An 18,600-nucleotide genomic window follows, 5' to 3' on the forward strand; every position below is an offset into this window, starting at 1 on the left:
CTGATTGACGACCGTCGCCGAGACCGTTGACGAGACTGTCGCCGCGACCGCCGCCACCACCGCCGTCCCAGTGGAGGAAATGCCATGGCACCACAGAGATTCCGCGAGCAGTTCGACCAGATCCAGCGCTCGATGCCGGACATCCCGCTGGCGATGGGACCGGACGACTCCGCCGAGTTCTTCTACGAGAAGGGCGTCGTCCTCGCCCGCGACGGCGAGGAGGCCCGCCTCGTCGAGGACACCGTGCGCGACCACTTCACCACCATGGCCGGCCTGACCCCGGACCACGTACGCCGGGCGGGCCCCGAGACCAACCGCACCGGCATCACCCGCATCCGGGTCGCCGACCCCGGCGAGGGCGACCGCGGCGGCGACCCCACCGTCGCCCATGCCATGCGTTCCCTCAGGACGATGGAGGGACGCGCCGGCCGCCGCCTGATCAGCCGCAACCACGTCGTCTCCATCGCCGTCAACGCCTGCCCCGGCGACGAACCCGTCCCCGTACCGATCAGCGAGCCGCCGAACCCGGCCGCCGCCGAGACGCCGTACGACGCCGGCACCGCCGTCGGCGTCCTCGTCATCGACACCGGCCTCATGCACGACTACCGGTCCTCCCCCCTGCTGGCCCACACCGACGGCGACGCCCAGATCCAGGAGTGCGACGACGACGGCATCCTCCAGCAGTACGTCGGCCACGGCACCTTCATCGCCGGACTCGTCGCCGCCGTCGCCCCCAACACCGAGGTGACCGTCCTCGGCACCCTCAACGACGCCGGCGCCATCCTGGAGTCCGAGCTGGGCGAGAAGCTCTTCGAGGCCGTCGACCGGGACGGCTGGCCCGAGGTCCTCAGCCTCTCCGCCGGCACCTCCAACGGACGCACCGACGGCCTGCTCGGCGTCCAGGCCTTCATGGAGGAACTGCGCGGACAGCGCACCCTGCTGGTCGCCGCCGCCGGCAACAACGCCAGCGCCACGCCCTTCTGGCCCGCCGCCTACGCCGACCTCCCCGGCTGGGAGGACTCCGTGCTGTCGGTCGGCGCGCTGCGGGCCGACGGCGAGTTCGGCGCCTGTTTCAGCAACCACGGCGGCTGGGTCAAGGTCTACGCCCCCGGCGAGCGCCTCACGAGCGCCCTCACCGGCTTCCGGGCACCCGTGCCGTACGTCTACCAGCACTCCACCTACGACGCCTGCCGGTACGGATTCGGCTACGCCTGCACCTGCCAGTACCCCCGGCACAACGGGGTGCTCAGCGAGCCGGGGGAGACCCCCGCCAAGCCGGACCAGGTGATGTTCGAGGGGCACGCGCAGTGGAGCGGCACCTCCTTCGCCACCCCCGTGGTCGCGGGCCTGGTCGCCTCCCACATGACGGCGCACAAGGAGAGGGACCCGCGCGCGGCCCGCAAGCAGCTGCTGGCGGCCAACACCGAGTACGCGGAGGTGCGCGGGGCGCACGTACCGGCGCTGCTGCCGCCCACCTGGCGCCCCGTGTCCACCGACCCGCCGGCCGACGGGGCGTGAGCGGCCCGATGGCGGGCGGAACCACCCACTCCACGGCGTACGATGGCGTGTCGTACACGAGGGGTGGGACCGTGGACCGTGCAGATGTCGGGGTGCTCGTCCAGTTGGCGGCCGACGGGGACGCGGCGGCCTGGAAGGCACTGGTGGACGGGCTGGGCCCGCTGGTGTGGTCCGTCGTGCGGGCCCACGGGCTGTCCGACGCCGACGCGCACGAGGTGTACCAGACCGCCTGGTTCCGGTTCGCCCAGCACCTGGGGCGGATCCGTGAACCGGAGAAGACCGGCTCCTGGCTGGCGAGCACGGCACGGCACGAGTGCCTGAAGGTGATCAGGGCGTCGAAGCGGTGGACGCCGACCGACGACGCGCAGCTGCTCGACCGGCCGAGCGAGGACCGTACGCCGGAGGAGTCGGTGCTCGACTCCGAGGAGGCCGCGGCGCAGACCGAGCGCGTGCGGCGGCTGTGGCAGGAGTTCGAGGAACTGGGCGAGCGGTGCCGCCAGTTGCTGCGGGTGCTGATCTCCTCGCCGCCGCCCAGTTACCAGGAGGTGTCCGCCGCGCTGGATATCGCGGTGGGCAGCATCGGGCCGATGCGCCAGCGCTGTCTGCGCAGGCTGCGGGCCCGGCTAGAGGCACGGGGGACGATATGAGCGACATGCACGACGACTTCGGGGACGAACGGCCTGACGGGGGGCTGACGGACGACGAACTGGGCGCCGGTCTGCTGGAGGAGGAGCTGCGGCAGGCCGCCGCGATCCTGGACCCGGTCCCGGCCGAGCTGCGGCGGATCGCCGTCGACGCCTTCGCCCTGCACGACCTGGACGCGCGCGTCGCCGAGCTGACCTTCGACTCGCTGGTCGACGCCATCCCGGTCAGAGGAGAGACGGACCCGCCGCGGATGCTGACCTTCCGCGCGGACGAGGTGACCGTCGACGTCGAGGTGACCGCGGACGGCCTGATCGGGCAGGTGCTGCCGCCGGGGCCGGCCCGGATCGAGGTGCTGAGCGGCCCGCTGGCCCACGCGCGGCTGACGGCGGACGAACTGGGCCGGTTCACCGGCGGCGCCCCGCCCACGGGCCCGTTCGCGCTGCGGCTGCGGACCGGCCGGGAGGTGGTCGTGACGGAGTGGATGCGTGCCTGAGCCCGCTGCCTACCAGGCGCGGGGCAGGGTGCGCGGCCAGCGGATCATGGTCTTGCGGCGCCAGGCCATCTCCTCGGCGGGGACCGCGAGCCGCAGCCCCGGCAGCCGCTCGAGCAGGGTGTCCACGAGCAGTTCGGTCCGCATCCGGGCGAGGACGGCGCCCGTGCGGGTCCGCCGGCGGCCCGTCCCGCACGACCCCGTCCACCAGGCCTCCGGCCGCCCCGGGCCGCAGTCCCTTCGTCGCGCCCACGGTGAACGCCCCCGCGACCGCACGCCGCAGCCGGTCGTGGTCGGGCCGGTCGGCGAACGCGAGGGAGCCGGGGCGCGGCCCGAAGCGCGGGGCGAGCCGTGTGACCTGCCGCTACGTCACCTCGGTCCGCCCGAACCGCGGATCGCTGGTGATCGCCTTCACGTCGCCGTACCGGGTGACCGGCCACGCCCAGCCCTCACCGTGCGGCAGCCGGACCCGGGTGAGCGGTCCCTGGCGCATGAGACCGGCGAGCACCGGCTCGAACTCGGGCCGTCCAGGTCGAGGGCGGGCCGGTCCCGTACCGGGGGCGGGCACTGGCCGGTCGGCGCGGTGGGCCTGCGTCATGACCCACCCACGCGGCGCACCCGGGCGGCTGTGGCGCGGGAGTGCGCCGGCCGGTGGGCGGTCCGGTGGTCAGCCCGATACGGCGTCGACGAGCGCCGCCAGCGATGCCGCGAGGCGGGACAGCCCGGGCCCGGCAGGTCCGCCCGGCTCGCTCATGTAGGTGTCCCGGCGGATCTCGACCATCAGCGCGCCGACCTCAGCACGCTTCCCGTAGAAGTTGAGCGGCACGTACGTCCCGCTGAACGGGCTGTCCAGCCCCGTCTCCCCGCACGGGGCGAACGCCTCCCGGGCGGCGGCGAGCAGCTCGGGCGGCGTGTGGAACGCGTCGGTGCCCAGGCAGACCGGCGGGCGCGGGCCCTCGCCGTGCAGCTCGTAGGGGAGCGGCTCGGTCGGGTAGGAGTGCACGTCGATGATCACGGCGCGCCCCGTGGCGGCGAGCCGTTCGGCGACCGCCTCGGTCATCGCCCGAGCGTACGGCCGGAAGTACCGTTCGATCAGCGGCTCCGGGTCGGCGGGCTCGGACCGCAGGACCTCTCGGTGCGACGTCCGCGTGTACACGGCGCCCATCCCGACGGCCGTCATCTCCTCCCGCTCGTCCGGGAACCGCTCCGGGTCGACAACCAGCCGCGACGCCCGGTTGACGAACCGCCAGGGCGTGAGGCCGGCCAGTGCCGCCGCGGCCTCGGCGATCCGGGCCGTGTGCGCGTCGGTGATGTGGTCCAGCTCCCGTTCCAGCGCGGCGTCGTCCAGGACGATGCCGGGGCGGACGTCGGCGGGTATCTCCCGTGAGGAGTGCGGCACGTGGAGGACCACGGGCGACGCGGGGGCGCCGGGGACGATCTGGAAGGACGCCGGGGCGTCGGTCATGAGGGTGCTCCGCGAGAGTGTGGGCAGGAGACAGACGGGCACCCCGCCTCCGCGGGGACGGAGACGGGGTGCCGGGTGCCTTCGGGCCGGGTGAGGATCAGGCGAGGGACGCCAGCGCCTCGTTCCAGGTGGCCGACGGGCGCATGACCTCGGCGGCCTTGGCCGGGTCGGGCTGGTAGTAGCCGCCGATCTCGGCCGGCTCGCCCTGGACGGCGTTCAGCTCGCCGATGATCTTCTGCTCGTCGGCGGTCAGCTTCTCGGCGAGCGGGGCGAAGGCCTTCGCCAGGTCCGCGTCGTCGGTCTGCCCGGCCAGCTCCTGCGCCCAGTAGAGGGACAGGAAGAAGTGGCTGCCGCGGTTGTCGATGCCGCCGACGCGCCGGGTCGGGGACTTGTCCTCGTTGAGGAAGGTCGCCGTGGCGCGGTCGAGGGCGTCGGCGAGGACCTTGGCGCGGGTGTTGCCGGTGACCTCGGCGTACTGCTCCAGGGACGGCACCAGGGCGAAGAACTCGCCGAGGGAGTCCCAGCGCAGGTAGTTCTCCTTGACCAGCTGCTGCACGTGCTTGGGCGCCGAGCCGCCGGCGCCGGTCTCGAAGAGGCCGCCGCCCGCCATCAGCGGGACGACCGACAGCATCTTGGCGCTGGTGCCCAGCTCCAGGATCGGGAACAGGTCGGTCAGGTAGTCGCGCAGCACGTTGCCGGTGACGGAGATGGTGTTCTCGCCGCGGCGGATGCGCTCCACCGACAGCTTGGTCGCCTCCACCGGGTTGAGGATCCGGATGTCCAGGCCCTCGGTGTCGTGCTCCGGCAGGTACGCCTCGACCTTGGCGATCAGGTTGGCGTCGTGGGCGCGGCCCTCGTCCAGCCAGAAGACGGCCGGGTCGCCGGTGGCGCGGGCGCGGGTGACGGCCAGCTTCACCCAGTCGCGGATCGGGGCGTCCTTGGTCTGGCAGGCGCGGAAGATGTCACCGGCGGAGACCGTCTGCTCCAGGACGGCGGTGCCGTTCTGGTCGACCAGGCGGACCGTACCCGTGTTCGGGATCTCGAAGGTCTTGTCGTGGCTGCCGTACTCCTCGGCCTTCTGCGCCATGAGGCCGACGTTCGGGACCGAGCCCATGGTGGAGGGGTCGTAGGCGCCGTTGGCGCGGCAGTCCTCGATGACGGCCTGGTACACGCCGGCGTAGGAGGAGTCCGGGATGACCGCGAGCGCGTCCTGCTCCTGGCCGTCCGGACCCCACATGTGACCGGAGGTGCGGATCATGGCCGGCATGGAGGCGTCGATGATGACGTCGGAGGGCACGTGCAGGTTGCTGATGCCCTTGTCGGAGTCGACCATGGCCAGCTCCGGGCCCTCGGCGAGCTCCGCGTCGAAGGAGGCCTTGATGTCGGCGCCCTCGGGCAGGGACTCCAGGCCCTTGTAGATGCCGCCCAGGCCGTCGTTCGGGGTGAGGCCGGCCTTGGCGAGCGCCTCGCCGTACTGGGCGAAGGTCTTCGGGAAGAAGGCGCGGACCACGTGGCCGAAGATGATCGGGTCGGAGACCTTCATCATCGTGGCCTTCAGGTGCACGGAGTACAGGATGCCCTCGGACTTGGCGCGGGCGACCTGGGCCGTGAGGAACTCGCGCAGCGCGGCGACGCGCAGCACGGAGGCGTCGACGACCTCGTCCTTCTTCACGGGGACGGACTCGCGCAGCACCGTGGTGGTGCCGTCGTCGCCGACCAGCTCGATCCGCAGCGTGCCGTCCTCGGCGATCACCGTGGACTTCTCGGTGGAGCGGAAGTCGTTCTCACCCATGGTCGCGACGTTGGTCCTGGACTCGGCGGTCCAGGCGCCCATGCGGTGCGGGTGGTTCTTGGCGTAGTTCTTCACCGAGGCCGGGGCGCGGCGGTCGGAGTTGCCCTCGCGCAGGACCGGGTTGACAGCGGAGCCCTTGACCTTGTCGTACCGGGCGCGGATGTCGCGCTCCTCGTCGGTCTTCGGGTCGTCCGGGTAGGCCGGCAGCGCGTAGCCCTGGCCCTGCAGCTCGGCGATCGCGGCCTTGAGCTGCGGGATGGACGCCGAGATGTTCGGCAGCTTGATGATGTTGGCCGCGGGGGTCTTGGCCAGCTCGCCGAGTTCCGCGAGGGCGTCCGGGATGCGCTGGTCCTCGGTCAGGTACTCCGGGAACAGGGCGATGATGCGGCCGGCCAGCGAGATGTCGCGGGTCTCGACCGCGACACCCGCCTGCGAGGCGTACGCCCGGATCACCGGCAGGAACGAATACGTCGCCAGGGCCGGGGCCTCGTCAGTGTGTGTATAGATGATGGTCGAGTCAGTCACCGGGTGCTCCGCTCCACGTCTGCAACATTGCTCGACATCAAGATATCTCGTGATCGCCCCGGGCTCGACAGGGGCCGTGCGGAGATTCCGGACAACCGGCCGCACGCCCCCTGCGGGACAGGTGAGCGAACAATCGAACGAATCAGTGGATGATCAGGCGAACGGGGCGACGTCCTCGCCCGCCCGCTGCTGCGGGAACACCACGGCGCCCTGCTGGAGCGCGACCGTCCGGGCGGGCGCCGGAATGCGGATGCCCTCCTCGCGGTACCGCTTGTGCAGGCGCTTGATGAACTCGTGCTTGATCCGGTACTGGTCGCTGAACTCGCCGACACCCAGAATCACCGTGAAGCCGATCCGCGAGTCGCCGAACGTGTGGAAACGCACCGCCGGCTCGTGCTCCGGCACCGCGCCGGTGGTCTCGGTCATCACCTCGGCGACCACCTCGGTCGTCACCCGCTCCACGTGCTCCAGGTCACTGTCGTACGAGACGCCGACCTGGACCATGACGGTGAGCTGCTGCTCGGGCCGCATGTAGTTGGTCATGTTCGACTTCGCGAGCTGGCCGTTCGGGATCACGACCAGGTTGTTGGACAGGTCGCGGACGGTGGTCTGCCGCCAGTTGATGTCCTCGACGTAACCGTCCTCGCCGCTGCTCAGCTGGATGTAGTCACCCGGCTGTACGGTCTTCGAGGCCAGGATGTGGACGCCCGCGAAGAGGTTGGCCAGCGTGTCCTGCAGGGCCAGCGCCACCGCCAGACCGCCGACGCCCAGGGCGGTGAGCAGCGGCGCTATGGAGATGCCCACCGACTGGAGCATCACCAGGAAGCCGATGGACAGCACCAGGATGCGGGTGATGTTGACGAAGATCGTGGCTGACCCGGCGACCCCGGAGCGGGACAGCGTCACCGTGCGCACCAGGCCGGCGACCACCCGGGCCGCCGACACCGTCACCACGAAGATCAGCAGCATCGTCAGTACCTGATTGACGCTGTGCTGCACCGTCCGCGTCAGCGGCAGGGCCGCCGCCGCTCCCGCCACACCGCCCGCGACCGCCGCCCACGGCGCCACGGTGCGCAGCGCGGCCACGATGACGTCGTCGCCGCTCCAGCGGGTGCGCCCGGCGTGGCCGGCCAGCCAGCGCAGCAGTACGCGCAGCAGGAACGCCCCCAGGAGGCCCGCCGCCAGCGCGATGCCGGCGGGCACCAGGTGGTCCATGGTCGGGTCGTCCGTCACCGGTCACCTCCGGGGGGCACGGCTGCGGCGAGATCCCTCGCCGACGGCCGGATGTGAAGTCTCGTCACGTCGTCACCTGCTCGATGCCTGCTGGAATCCGGGATGCGCGATCGCGCCGGTCCGCAAGGCAGTTCGACCGGCGCGACCGTTCATCCTGCCGTATCCCGAGCAGTGGTCGGTACCGCGCGCAGGAGCGTGGCGGAGCGGGGTGAGGCGTTTCGGCCTCAGATCACCTTCATCCGGACCAGCGCCGCCAGCGTCAGTGCCCCCGGCAGCAGCGGCAGCCACACGGTCATCAGCCGGAACGCCAGCACCACCGCCGTGGCCACGGCCGCCGGGCCGCCCGCCGCCACCAGCGCCACGACCAGCGCCGCCTCCACCGAACCGATGCCGCCCGGCGTGGGCACCAGCGCCACCGCGACCGTCGCCGCCAGATACGCCACCGCCATGTGCGCGACCGGCACCGGCAACCCCAGCGCCCGCCCCACCAGGACCAGCGCGGCCGCCTGGAGCGCGGGGAAGGCCAGCGCGCCGCCCCACAGCGCCAGCGCCCGCGCCGGGCGGGTGTGCACCGAGCGGGCCTCGCCGAGCGCCGTCCGCAGGAAGGAGACCAGCGCCCCGCGCAGCCGCGGCACCAGTGCGAGCACACCCGCCGCCACCACCGGCAGCGCGCCCGCGGCGACCAGCAGGGGCCCCGCGGCTCCCTCGGGCAGCAGCGTGCCGAGCCGGAGCGCGTCGGGGAACGCGATCAGCAGGGCGCCCAGCAGGGCCAGGCGGCCGACGCTCTCCGCCAGCAGGTACAGGGCGAGGGCGGCCGAGGAACGGGCGAGCGGCAGCCCGCACACCGCCATGAACCGCAGGTTGACCGCGCTCGCGCCCAGCCCCGTCGGCAACAGGTGGTTGGCCGCGCCCGCCGCGAACTGCGTGGCGAGCAGCCGCCGCCGGGGCAGCCGCTCCACCACGGCGCCCTGCCGGGTGCAGGCCGCGGCGACCCAGGTCAGACAGGTCACGCAGGCCGCGGCGAGCAGCCAGGGCCACCGGGCCGTGGCGAGATGGCCGAAACCCTCGGCGAGCACGGACCGGTGCCGCACCGCGACCACGGTGACCAGCAGCAGCGGAAGCACGCAGAAGACCCGCCGGACCAGGCGGGCGCGGCCGCTCCGGCGGACGGGGGCGCGGCCGGCGACGCGGCCGGAGACGGTCTGCTCGGGGAGTTGTACCGCTGTCACATCACAAGAGATTCCCCGTACGGCGCCAACTACGGATGGCCGACGCGCGGACGAAGGCTTACGGATGACAGGCGGCCGGTCCTTGACCTCAAGGTTGATTGAGGTTCTACCGTCACTCGCATGAGCATGGAGACCACAGCCTGGACCCAGCTGCACAGCGTCATGAACGCCGAGCAGGAGCGCCGCCCCCTCGCCCGCGCGACGCTGCGCCGCATCGGCGCGTTCGCCCGCCCGCACCGCCGCCGCATCACCCGGTTCGTCCTGCTCGGGGTGGTGACGGCGCTGCTCGCCGTCGCCACACCCGTCCTGGCCGGCAACGTCGTGAACGCGATCGTGTCGGGCGACGACGAGGGCACGGTCGTACGCCTCGCCCTGCTGATCGCGCTCATCGCGGTCGCGGAGGCGGTGCTCGGCATCCTCTCCCGCAGGCTCTCGGCGAGCCTCGGGGAGGGACTCATCCTCGATCTGCGCACGGCTGTCTTCGATCATGTGCAGCGCATGCCGGTCGCGTTCTTCACACGTACTCGTACGGGAGCGCTGGTCTCCCGTCTCAACAACGACGTCATCGGCGCCCAGCGGGCCTTCAGCAACACCCTGTCCGGTGTGGTCAGCAACCTGGTCACGCTGCTGCTCACCCTCGCCGTCATGCTCACCCTGTCCTGGCAGATCACCCTGCTCGCGCTGGTGCTGCTCCCCGTGTTCGTGCTCCCCGCCCGGCGCATGGGCCGCCGCATGGCCGTCATGCAGCGCGAGGCCGCCACCCTGAACGCCGCCATGGGCACCCGCATGACCGAGCGGTTCTCGGCCCCCGGCGCCACGCTGATCAAGCTGTTCGGCCGCCCCGAGGACGAGTCGGCCGAGTTCGCCGACCGCGCCCGCCGCGTCGCCGACATCGGCGTGCGCACGGCCACCGCCCAGGCGGCGTTCATCACCGCCCTCACCCTGGTCTCCGCCCTCGCCCTGGCCCTGGTCTACGGCCTCGGCGGCTGGTTCGCCCTGCGCGGCACCCTGGACCCGGGCGCCGTCGTGGCGCTCGCGCTGCTCCTGACCCGCCTGTACGCGCCGCTCACCGCGCTCGCCGGGGCCCGCGTGGAGGTCATGAGCGCCCTGGTCAGCTTCGAGCGGGTCTTCGAGGTGCTGGACCTGACCCCGCTCATCGACGAGAAGCCCGACGCCCGCCCCGTCCCCGACGGCCCGGTCGCCGTCGAGTTCGACGACGTCCGCTTCGGCTACCCGTCCGCCGACAAGGTGTCCCTGGCCTCCCTCGAAGAGGTCGCCTCCCTGGACACCAGGGGCGGCGACGAGGTGCTGCACGGCCTCTCCTTCCGCGCCGAACCGGGGCAGACCATCGCGCTCGTCGGCTCCTCCGGCGCCGGCAAGTCGACCATCGCCCAGCTGCTGCCGCGCCTGTACGACGCCGACGGGGGCACCGTCCGCGTCGGCGGCGTCGACGTCCGCGACCTGGGCGCCCGGTCACTGCGCGACACCGTCGGCATGGTCACCCAGGACGGCCACCTCTTCCACGACACGGTCCGCGCAAACCTGCTGCTGGCCCGGCCCGGGGCCACCGACACCGAGCTGTGGGACGCGCTGCGCCGCGCCCGCCTGACCGACCTCGTACGCTCCCTGCCCGACGGCCTCGACACCGTGGTCGGCGAGCGCGGCTACCGGCTCTCCGGCGGGGAGCGCCAGCGCATGACCATCGCCCGGCTGCTGCTGGCCCGCCAGCGCGTCGTCATCCTCGACGAGGCCACCGCCCACCTCGACAACACCTCCGAGGCGGCCGTGCAGGAGGCCCTTGCCGAGGCACTGGAGGACAGGACGGCGGTAGTGATCGCGCACCGGCTGTCCACGATCCGGGCGGCCGACCAGATCCTGGTCGTCGAGGCGGGCCGCATCGTGGAACGGGGCACCCACGACGAACTCCTGACGGCCGGCGGCCGCTACGCCCAACTGCACCGAACCCAGTTCGGACGGCAGACGCACGCGGAGCAGGCGGCGTAGCGGTCGACGTCGCGGGGCGGGCCGGAACGGCGCGGGCGCTACTGCGGGCCGGCCGGACCGGCCCGCACGGGCAGGTCCTGCTCGGCCCAGACGACCTTCCCCTCGGGAGTGCGGCACGAGCCCCAGCTCCGGCACATCACGTTGATCAGCTGGAGACCGCGCCCGCTCTCGTCGCTCACGTCCGCGCGCTGGATCTGCGGCAGATCCGGCCCGGAGTCGGAGACCTCCACCGACAACCGCCGCTCGTACCGCAGCAGCCGCAGCTCACCGGGGGCGTTCCCGTATCTCAGAGCATTGCCGACCAGCTCGCTGACCACCAGCTCCGTCGAGTCGACGAAGTCGCCCAGGCCCCACCTCAGGAGCTGCTCGCGCACCGCGGTACGGGCCTGCCCGGCGGCCTTGCCGTCCGGCGGCAGAGTCCGTACGTACACGTCGCCCTCCGGAGCGAGCGGGCGGGCGGCGGCGACCAGGACGATCGCGTCGTCGGACCGGTCACCGCCGACCCGCTCGCCGACCGCCCGGCGCACCGAGCCTTCCCCGGGCACACCGTCGCCGACCGCCTCGCGCAGCCGTTCCATCTGAGTGGCGAGGCCGGCGGTGCGCGACCTGATCATGCCGTCCGTGTACAACGTCAGTCGGCCCCGCTCGGGCACCGGGCAGTCGACCGGGTCGTACGGGATCACCCCGGCACCCAGCGGCGCCCCGGTGGGCACGTCCAGGAACGAGGCGGTGCCGTCGGGCCCGGTCAGCAGCGGCGGCGGGTGGCCGGCGCTGGCGATGCGGAAGGTGCTCCCGCACGGGTCGTAGACCGCGCACAGGCAGGTGGCGACCTGGTCCTCCTCCAGGTCGCGGGCGGCCAGGTCCAGCCGGGCCAGCAGCCGCTCGGGGGCGATGTCGAGGGCCATCAGGGTCCGGGCCACCGTGCGCAGCCGGCCCATGGTCGCGGCGGCGGCCAGGCCGCGCCCCATCACGTCGCCCACCATGAGCGCGGTACGGCCGCTGGGCAGCGCGACGACGTCGAACCAGTCGCCGCCCACGGCGGCCGGGTCGCCGGCCGGGTCGTAGCACGAGGACACGTCGAGACCGGGCGTGCTCGGGCTGGACCGCGGGAGCAGGGCCCGCTGCAGCGTGACCACGTGCTCGCGCTCCCGCCCGTAGAGCCGGGCGTTGTCGATGTACACGGCTGCCTTGGACGCCAGCGCCATCACCAGCGCCACGTCGGCACGGGTGAACGGTGTCCGGCTGCCGGCCCGGACGAAGTCGGCCAGGCCCAGCAGCACCCCCCGGGCGATCAGCGGCACCGCGAGGTAGGAGTGCACGCCCGCGCGCCGCATCAGATCGGCGGCCTCGGGAGTGGGGGCGACGGAGTGGAAGTCGGACGGCTCCATGCGGGTGACCAGGACCGGCTTGCGGGTGGTCAGGCACGTGCGTACCAGCCGGTCGGCGGTGTACACCGACACCTCGCCCACCGGGTCCGGCGCGAGGTTCAGCCCCGGGATCTCCGAGACGGCCATGGCCCGGAGCTCGGGGATGCCCGCCTTCCCTTCGACGGGGTCGCCCTCCTGGAAGCGGAGCACCGACTCCAGCAGGTCCACCGCGCACCCGTCGGCCAGTTCGGGCACGGTGAATCCGGCCAGTTCCTCGGCCGTGTGCCGCAGATCAAGCGTGGTCCCGATGCGCATACCGGCCTCGTTCAGCCACGCCAGCCGGCGCCGGGCGCGCACCGCCTCGGTCACCGGCCGCAGGGCGGCCTTCAGAGCCCGGCGGCCGCCGACGAGGGGCTGGGGAGATCGGGGGACCCCGCGCAGCCACGGTCGTTCCCGCACGCGTCGCCTCCTCCCACGGCCTTCTGCCCCGATTCTGCCCTGCCTCGGGGCGACCTGCGACGGCGGTGCCTCGGTCGGCGGGGCCACCGACCGAGGCGGGCCGCCGGGATCACCTCAGGCGCGCAACCACGCCGCCGTGTCCTGCGGCAGCCGGCCGTCCGCGTCGAGTGGCCCGCTGCGGAGCAGGAGCGTGTGGTGCGCGGGCAGGCCGGCCGGTGCGGCTGACAGGTTGACGACACAGATCAGACCGCCGGCGCGCCGGAACGCGAGGACGCCGTCCGGCGCGGGCAGCCAGCCGAGCGGGCCGTCGCCGAAACCGTCGGCGGAGCGCCGCAGGCGCAGCGCCTCCCGGTAGAGAGCGAGCATCGAGGCAGGGTCGGTGTCCTGGCGGTCGGCCGCGTAGGCCGACCAGCCCTCGGGCTGCGGCAGCCATGGTTCCGTCTCGGCGCCGAAGCCGCAGTACGGGGCGTCGGCCGACCATGGCAGCGGTACCCGGCAGCCGTCCCGTCCCGGGTCGGTGCCCCCGGAACGGAAGTGCATCGGGTCCTGGATCCGGTCGAGCGGCACGTCCGCCTCGGGCAGTCCGAGTTCCTCCCCCTGGTACAGGTAGACCGACCCGGGCAGGGCCAGCGTCAGCAGGGCGGCGGCCCGGGCGCGCCGGGTCCCGAGGACCGGGTCGCTCGGGGTGCCGAAGGCCTTCTTCGCGAAGTCGAAGCCGGTGTCAGCACGGCCGTACCGGGTGACGGTGCGGGTCACGTCGTGGTTGCAGAGCACCCAGGTGGCGGGGGCGCCGACCGGAGCGTGTTCGGCCAGGGTGTCGTCGATGGTGCGGCGCAGCCGGTCCGCGTCCCAGGGACAGGAGAGGAAGTTGAAGTTGAAGGCGGTGTGCAGTTCGTCGGGCCGCAGGTAGCGGGCGAAGCGTTCGGCGTCGGGCAGCCACACCTCACCCACGAAGACGGCCCCGTACTCGTCGGCGATGGCCCGCCAGGAGCGGTAGATGTCGTGCAGTTCGTCCTGGTCGATGTAGGGGTGCGGGTCGACGCCCTCTTCGAAGTCGGCGAGCGCGGGGTCCTTCGCGAGCAGGGCGGCGGAGTCGATGCGCACGCCAGCGACACCGCGGTCGAACCAGAACCGCAGTACGTCCTCGTGCTCCTGGCGCACTTGTGGGTGGGCCCAGTTGAGGTCGGGCTGCTCCGGGGTGAAGAGGTGGAGGTACCACTCGCCGTCCGGGACGCGGGTCCAGGTGCGGCCGGAGAACTGGGAGGGCCAGTTGTTGGGCGGGAGTTCACCCCTCTCCCCGCGCCCGGGGCGGAAGTGGAAGCGCTCCCGCTCCGCGCTGCCCGGGCCGGCTGCCAGCGCCGCCCGGAACCAAACGTGCTGGTCGGAGACGTGGTTGGGGACGATGTCGACGATGGTGCGGATACCCAGCTCCCGCGCCTCGGCGATCAGTTTCTCGGCCTCGCCGAGGGTGCCGAAGGCCGGGTCGATGGTCCGGTAGTCGGCGACGTCGTAGCCGCCGTCGACGAGTGGTGAGGCGTACCAGGGGGTGAACCAGACGGCGTCCACCCCCAGTTCGGCGAGGTACGGCAGTCTCGCCCGGACGCCCGCGAGGTCACCGGTGCCGTCGCCGTCGCCGTCGGCGAAACTGCGGGGGTACACCTGGTAGATGACGGCGTCGCGCCACCAGTCTTCGGTCTGGTGCGAGTTGGGGGCTGCCACGTGACGGTCCTTTCGGGCAGGGTGGGTCTTCGCCGTCGGCCCGGACAGGGCGGGGCGGTCGGACGGGCCGGCGGCGAAGGCTGACGGGGACGGGCCGGGGGAGGGGCGGTGCGGGGGCGCCTCAGCCCTTGAGTCCGCCGGCGGTGAGTCCGCTCATGATGTTGCGCTGGAAGATCAGAAAGATGATCAGGGTCGGCAGCGAGGCCATGGTGAGCGCGGCGATCAGCACGTTGACGGGCACACCGTTGGACAGCGAGTAGATGCCGACGTTCAGGGTCTGCCTGGCCGGGTCGGGCAGCGTCAGCATGGGCCAGAGGAAGTCCTTCCACACGCCCACGATCGCGAAGATGGACACCACGCCGAGTATCGGCCGCGAGATGGGCAGGACGATCGACCACAGGGTGCGCACGGGGGAGGCGCCGTCCATGGAAGCGGCGTCCAGCAGCTCCCTCGGGATCGAGTCGAAGAACCGCTTCAGCAGGAAGATGTTGAAGGCGTTGGTCACCGAGGGCAGCCAGATCGCCCACGGCGTGTTGAGCAGGTTGCGTTCGAAGATCGGCACGTCGAGCACCGTCAGGTACTGCGGCACGACCAGCACGGTCGCCGGGATCATCAGCGTCGCCAGCATCATGCCGAGAATGGCCTTGCCGAAGACCGGGCGGAGCTTGGAGAGCGAGTACGCCGCCGCCACGTCCAGCACCAGCTGGAAGGCGAGGGCGCCGAACGCGTAGTACAGCGTGTTCCCCAGCAGGCCGGCCAGGTCCATGACGTTCCAGGCCTGCGAGTAGTTGTCGGGCTCGAACGACTCGGGAACCAGCGTCGGCGGCGTCCGGACGACTTCCTGGGTGTCCTTGAACCCGCTGGAGACCATCCAGTACATCGGGCCGAGGAAGACCACCGTGAACAGCGTGACGACGCCGCCGAACGTGACCCAGTAGAGGACCTTGCCGCGGGGCCTGGCGAGCTGGGCCGGCGAGATGAGTGTGCGTGTGGACATCTGTGGTTTCCCCCGGCCTACTCGTCCTCGGCGCGGCTGAGCTTCACGTACGCCGCCGAGAATCCGGCCAGGAGCACGAGGAGCAGCAGGCCGAGGGCCGCCGCGGCACCGTAGTTGTTGAAGTTGAAGGCGTACTGGTAGATGAGGTAGACGACGGTGGTGGTGGAGCCCTCGGGGCCGGCGCCGCCGGTGAGCAGGAAGGGTTCGACGAAGACCTGCATGGTGGCGATGATCTGCATGAGCAGCATCAGCGAGAGGATGAGCCGTGTCTGCGGGATCGTCACGTGCCAGATCTTGCGCAGCAGCCCGGCTCCGTCGAGCTCCGCCGCCTCGTACAGCTCACCGGGTATGCCCTGGAGCGCGGCGAGGTAGATGAGTGCCGCGCCGCCCATGTTCATCCAGGTCGACGCGATGACCACGGAGAGCATGGACAGGTCGGGATCCTGCAGCCACTGCTGCTCGGGCAGCCCGAAGAAGCCGAACAGCTCGTTGAGCAGGCCGTAGCCGGGGTCGTACAGGTACTTGAAGAGCAGTACGGCGGCGACCGGGGGCAGCATCACCGGCAGATAGACCAGCAGCCGCAGATATCCCTTGCCGTGCCTGAGTTCGTTGATGACGAGGGCGACGACGAACGGCACGGCGAAGCCGAAGACCAGGGCCAGCACGGTGAACAGCAGTGTGTTGCGCCACGCCTGCCAGAAGGCCGGGTCGTTGAAGACCGTGCGCAGGTTGTCCAGGCCGACCCAGGAGACCTCGCCCTGGTCCGTCTTCTGGAAGGCGAGGAAGAACTCCCGGACCATGGGGTACCAGGAGAAGAACGCGAAGCAGAGTACCGCCCCGATCAGGAAGCCGTGCGCGGTGAGATTGCGCTTCAGGCTCCTGCCGAAGGACCCGCCGGGCGGGGGCGGGCCGTCCACCGGCGGCTGGGAGTGGCGGGATCTCGCCGCCTTGCTCGGGGTCAGGCTGGGGGCCGACATCGTCGCTCCTCGGTGCTGATCTCATGGGCCCCGGGGGGCGGTGCGGCCCGCCCCCCGAGGGAGCCGGTCACTGCGTGGCCAGAACCTGGTTGACCTGCTGCTCCGCGGTGGAGAGCAGCTTGTCGATGTCGGCGTCCTCGTTGGTGAGGATGCCGGACATCACGTTGTCCAGGACCTTGTAGACCTCCTGCGCCTTCGGCGGCTCGGCCATGCCCGGGACCGGGTTGTCCAGATACGTCTTGAAGTTCTCGACCGGCATGGTGGCGTGCTCGATGCGGGCCGCGTCGTCCTTCTTCTTCGACTCGTTCAGCCAGAAGTTGGGCTGCGGGAGGCCGACGGGCAGTTTGTCGGCCTTCTTGCGGGCCCAGTTGAACTGTCCCTCGCCGACGGTGAGGTTCTGGAAGTTCAGCCAGGCGACACCCGCCTTGATCTTGTCGGAGGAGATCCCCTTCTTGATCATGTAGTTGTTGCCGCCGGCCAGGGTGTTCTTCTCGCCCGGGATCGGCCCCATGCCGAAGTTCTCGTAGTCGGCACCGAGTTGCTGGACCATGTACGTGACGTCGTCGGGCGCGGCGAGGAACATGCCGAGCTTGTCGGTGGCGATCTGCTTCTGCAGGTCGCCCCACTTGAGCAACTGGGTCTTGCCCATGCTCTCGTCCTCCCAGCGCATGGCGTGGAGGTTCTGGGCGACCTGCTTGCCCAGCTCGTCGTTGAACGCCGCCTTCCTGCCGCTCGCGTCGACGACCTCGCCGCCGAGGCTGTACATCTGGGCGGTGAAGTGCCAGCCGCCGGTGTTGCCCGCGCTGTACTCGCCGAAGCCTGCGATGCCGTCGCCCAGGCCGGCGATCTTCTTGGCGGCGGTGCGGACCTCTTCCCAGGTGCGCGGCGGGGCGTCCGGGTCGAGTCCGGCCTTCTCGAAGAGCCCCCGGTTGATCAGCAGGCCCATCGTGTAGTTGCTCGTGGGCAGGCCGTAGAGCTTGTTCTCGTGCTTCAGCGAACCGAGGACGTTCGGGTCGATGTCCTTCAGGAGCGGCACGGTCTTGTCGTTGACGTACGCGGTGATGTCCTCGGCGCCGTCGTTGTCCAGCACCTGGGGCAGGTCGGTGAAGTACGTGTAGAAGACGTCGGGCTGCGACTTGGCCTTCAGCATCGCCGTGAAGCGCGGCGGCTCCAGGCACTGGCCCGGGGTGGAGCGGCCCTCGATGGTGACGTTGGGGTACGTCTTGTTGAACTCCTTGACGTCCTCCTTCCACTCCTTCAGCTCGGCCGCCTTCGCCGCCGGGGGCATGCAGTCGATGGTGATGGTCACCTTGGTCTTCGGGTCCAGTGGAGCGGCCGGGTCGGAGGACCCGCCGCCGCCTTCGGAACCGCCGCCGTCGTCGCTGCTGCTCGTGCCGCAGGCGGCCAGAGCGGTCAGGGTGAGAGCGGAGACGAGCGTGATGGCGCCGGCACGGCGAGTACGGCGGAACCGAGCACTTCTCATGGGTGGTCCCCTTCGGGCATGAACGTGGAAGGCGCCCCACCGCCGATGCGTTGTGGGGCGCCGCTCACTCAACCACCGTGAACAAGTGAACGCAATATCTCGCGCTGATTTCGTAATTGCTCGACAGTCGGTCGAAGATGTTGAGGTGCGGTTACCGGGCGGCTGCCTGTGCGGTGGAGCCGCGGACGACGAGTTCGGGTTCGAAGAGCAGCTCCCGGTGGGGGACTTCGGTGCCCTGGATCTGGGTGCAGAGGAGGTCGACGGCGGCGCGTCCCATGGCCTCGATGGGCTGGCGGACGGTGGTGAGCGGGGGTTCGGTGCAGGTCATGAAGGCGGAGTCGTCGTAGCCGACGACGGAGACGTCGCGGGGTACGGCCAGGCCGCGGCGGCGGGCGGCGCGTACGGCGCCGAGGGCGAGGGGGTCGCTGGCGCAGATGATGCCGGTGACTCCGCGTTCCAGCAGGCGGGAGGCGGCTGCCTGGCCGCCCTCCAGGGAGAACATCGCCCGCTCCACGAACTCCTCGGCCATCGAACCGCCCGCGGCCTGCACGGCGGCCTGGAGCCTGCGCAGGGAGGGGATGTGGTCGCCCGGACCCAGTACGAGACCGATGCGTTCGTGGCCGAGGGAGACCAGGTGCCGCCAGGACTGCTCGACGGCCACCGCGTCGTCGCAGGCGATGCAGGGGAAGTCGAGATC

Annotated in this window: 15 protein-coding genes and 1 pseudogene; 4 read left to right on the plus strand and 12 right to left on the minus strand. The window is 71.6% G+C overall.

The features are described 5' to 3' along the window. Positions 1 to 84: 84 nt before the first annotated feature. From ACH4F2_RS12010 to ACH4F2_RS12020, 3 genes are read left to right on the plus strand one after another with little or no spacing between them, the layout of a single operon-like run. A complete protein-coding gene (locus tag ACH4F2_RS12010) occupies positions 85 to 1,518 on the plus strand; it encodes a S8/S53 family peptidase (protein ID WP_398132586.1) in 1,434 nt (477 codons plus the stop codon). Positions 1,519 to 1,526: 8 nt separating this feature from the next. Next, positions 1,527 to 2,165: an RNA polymerase sigma factor gene (locus tag ACH4F2_RS12015; protein WP_398132587.1), complete on the plus strand. Its 639-nt coding sequence runs from the start codon at positions 1,527 to 1,529 to the stop codon at positions 2,163 to 2,165. Then, on the plus strand, positions 2,162 to 2,656 hold the full coding sequence (locus ACH4F2_RS12020; protein WP_398132588.1) for a hypothetical protein: 495 nt from the start codon (positions 2,162 to 2,164) through the stop codon (positions 2,654 to 2,656). The genes ACH4F2_RS12015 and ACH4F2_RS12020 overlap by 4 nt, the downstream gene beginning before the upstream one ends. Before the next feature lie 9 nt (positions 2,657 to 2,665). Here the strand turns inward: ACH4F2_RS12020 and ACH4F2_RS12025 are convergent, their stop codons facing one another. From ACH4F2_RS12025 to ACH4F2_RS12050, 6 genes and pseudogenes are all read right to left on the minus strand, one after another. Continuing rightward, the gene (locus tag ACH4F2_RS12025) at positions 2,666 to 2,800 is read right to left on the minus strand and encodes a hypothetical protein (RefSeq protein WP_398132589.1); all 135 of its coding nucleotides are present in this window, start codon (positions 2,798 to 2,800) and stop codon (positions 2,666 to 2,668) included. Positions 2,801 to 2,825: 25 nt separating this feature from the next. After that, positions 2,826 to 3,184, minus strand: a pseudogene (locus tag ACH4F2_RS12030) (cytochrome P450); the annotation flags it as partial. 136 nt (positions 3,185 to 3,320) lie between these two features. Further along, positions 3,321 to 4,118: an N-formylglutamate amidohydrolase gene (locus ACH4F2_RS12035; protein WP_398132590.1), complete on the minus strand. Its 798-nt coding sequence runs from the start codon at positions 4,116 to 4,118 to the stop codon at positions 3,321 to 3,323. Between the two features lie 97 nt (positions 4,119 to 4,215). Beyond that, on the minus strand, positions 4,216 to 6,435 hold the full coding sequence (locus tag ACH4F2_RS12040; protein WP_398132591.1) for an NADP-dependent isocitrate dehydrogenase: 2,220 nt from the start codon (positions 6,433 to 6,435) through the stop codon (positions 4,216 to 4,218). A gap of 153 nt (positions 6,436 to 6,588) precedes the next feature. Continuing rightward, on the minus strand, positions 6,589 to 7,650 hold the full coding sequence (locus ACH4F2_RS12045) for a mechanosensitive ion channel family protein (RefSeq protein WP_398132604.1): 1,062 nt from the start codon (positions 7,648 to 7,650) through the stop codon (positions 6,589 to 6,591). Positions 7,651 to 7,892: 242 nt separating this feature from the next. Then, complete coding sequence (locus tag ACH4F2_RS12050) at positions 7,893 to 8,792, minus strand: YbhN family protein (RefSeq protein WP_398132605.1); 900 nt, start codon at positions 8,790 to 8,792, stop codon at positions 7,893 to 7,895. A gap of 231 nt (positions 8,793 to 9,023) precedes the next feature. Between ACH4F2_RS12050 and ACH4F2_RS12055 the strand changes: the two genes are divergently transcribed. Beyond that, complete coding sequence (locus tag ACH4F2_RS12055) at positions 9,024 to 10,901, plus strand: ABC transporter ATP-binding protein (RefSeq protein WP_398132606.1); 1,878 nt, start codon at positions 9,024 to 9,026, stop codon at positions 10,899 to 10,901. Between the two features lie 38 nt (positions 10,902 to 10,939). On the opposite strand, the gene ACH4F2_RS12060 is transcribed toward ACH4F2_RS12055, so the two are convergent. The 6 genes from ACH4F2_RS12060 to ACH4F2_RS12085 all read right to left on the minus strand — a co-directional run. Next, entirely contained in the window at positions 10,940 to 12,727 is a 1,788-nt protein-coding gene (locus ACH4F2_RS12060; protein WP_398132592.1) for a SpoIIE family protein phosphatase, read from the minus strand. Positions 12,728 to 12,841: 114 nt separating this feature from the next. After that, positions 12,842 to 14,446, minus strand: a complete 1,605-nt coding sequence (locus ACH4F2_RS12065) for a glycoside hydrolase family 13 protein (protein ID WP_398132593.1) — start codon at positions 14,444 to 14,446, stop codon at positions 12,842 to 12,844. Positions 14,447 to 14,567: 121 nt separating this feature from the next. Further along, a complete protein-coding gene (locus ACH4F2_RS12070; protein ID WP_398132594.1) occupies positions 14,568 to 15,443 on the minus strand; it encodes a carbohydrate ABC transporter permease in 876 nt (291 codons plus the stop codon). Positions 15,444 to 15,460: 17 nt separating this feature from the next. After that, a complete protein-coding gene (locus ACH4F2_RS12075) occupies positions 15,461 to 16,420 on the minus strand; it encodes a carbohydrate ABC transporter permease (protein WP_386521123.1) in 960 nt (319 codons plus the stop codon). Positions 16,421 to 16,487: 67 nt separating this feature from the next. Continuing rightward, positions 16,488 to 17,903, minus strand: coding sequence for an extracellular solute-binding protein (locus ACH4F2_RS12080; protein ID WP_398132595.1), 1,416 nt, complete (start codon positions 17,901 to 17,903; stop codon positions 16,488 to 16,490). Between the two features lie 151 nt (positions 17,904 to 18,054). Further along, positions 18,055 to 18,600 (minus strand): substrate-binding domain-containing protein (locus ACH4F2_RS12085; protein WP_398132596.1); only part of this gene is annotated, 546 nt, incomplete at its 5' end.

The sequence above is a fragment of the Streptomyces sp. NPDC017890 genome (assembly GCF_044328675.1).
Classification (GTDB): domain Bacteria; phylum Actinomycetota; class Actinomycetes; order Streptomycetales; family Streptomycetaceae; genus Streptomyces.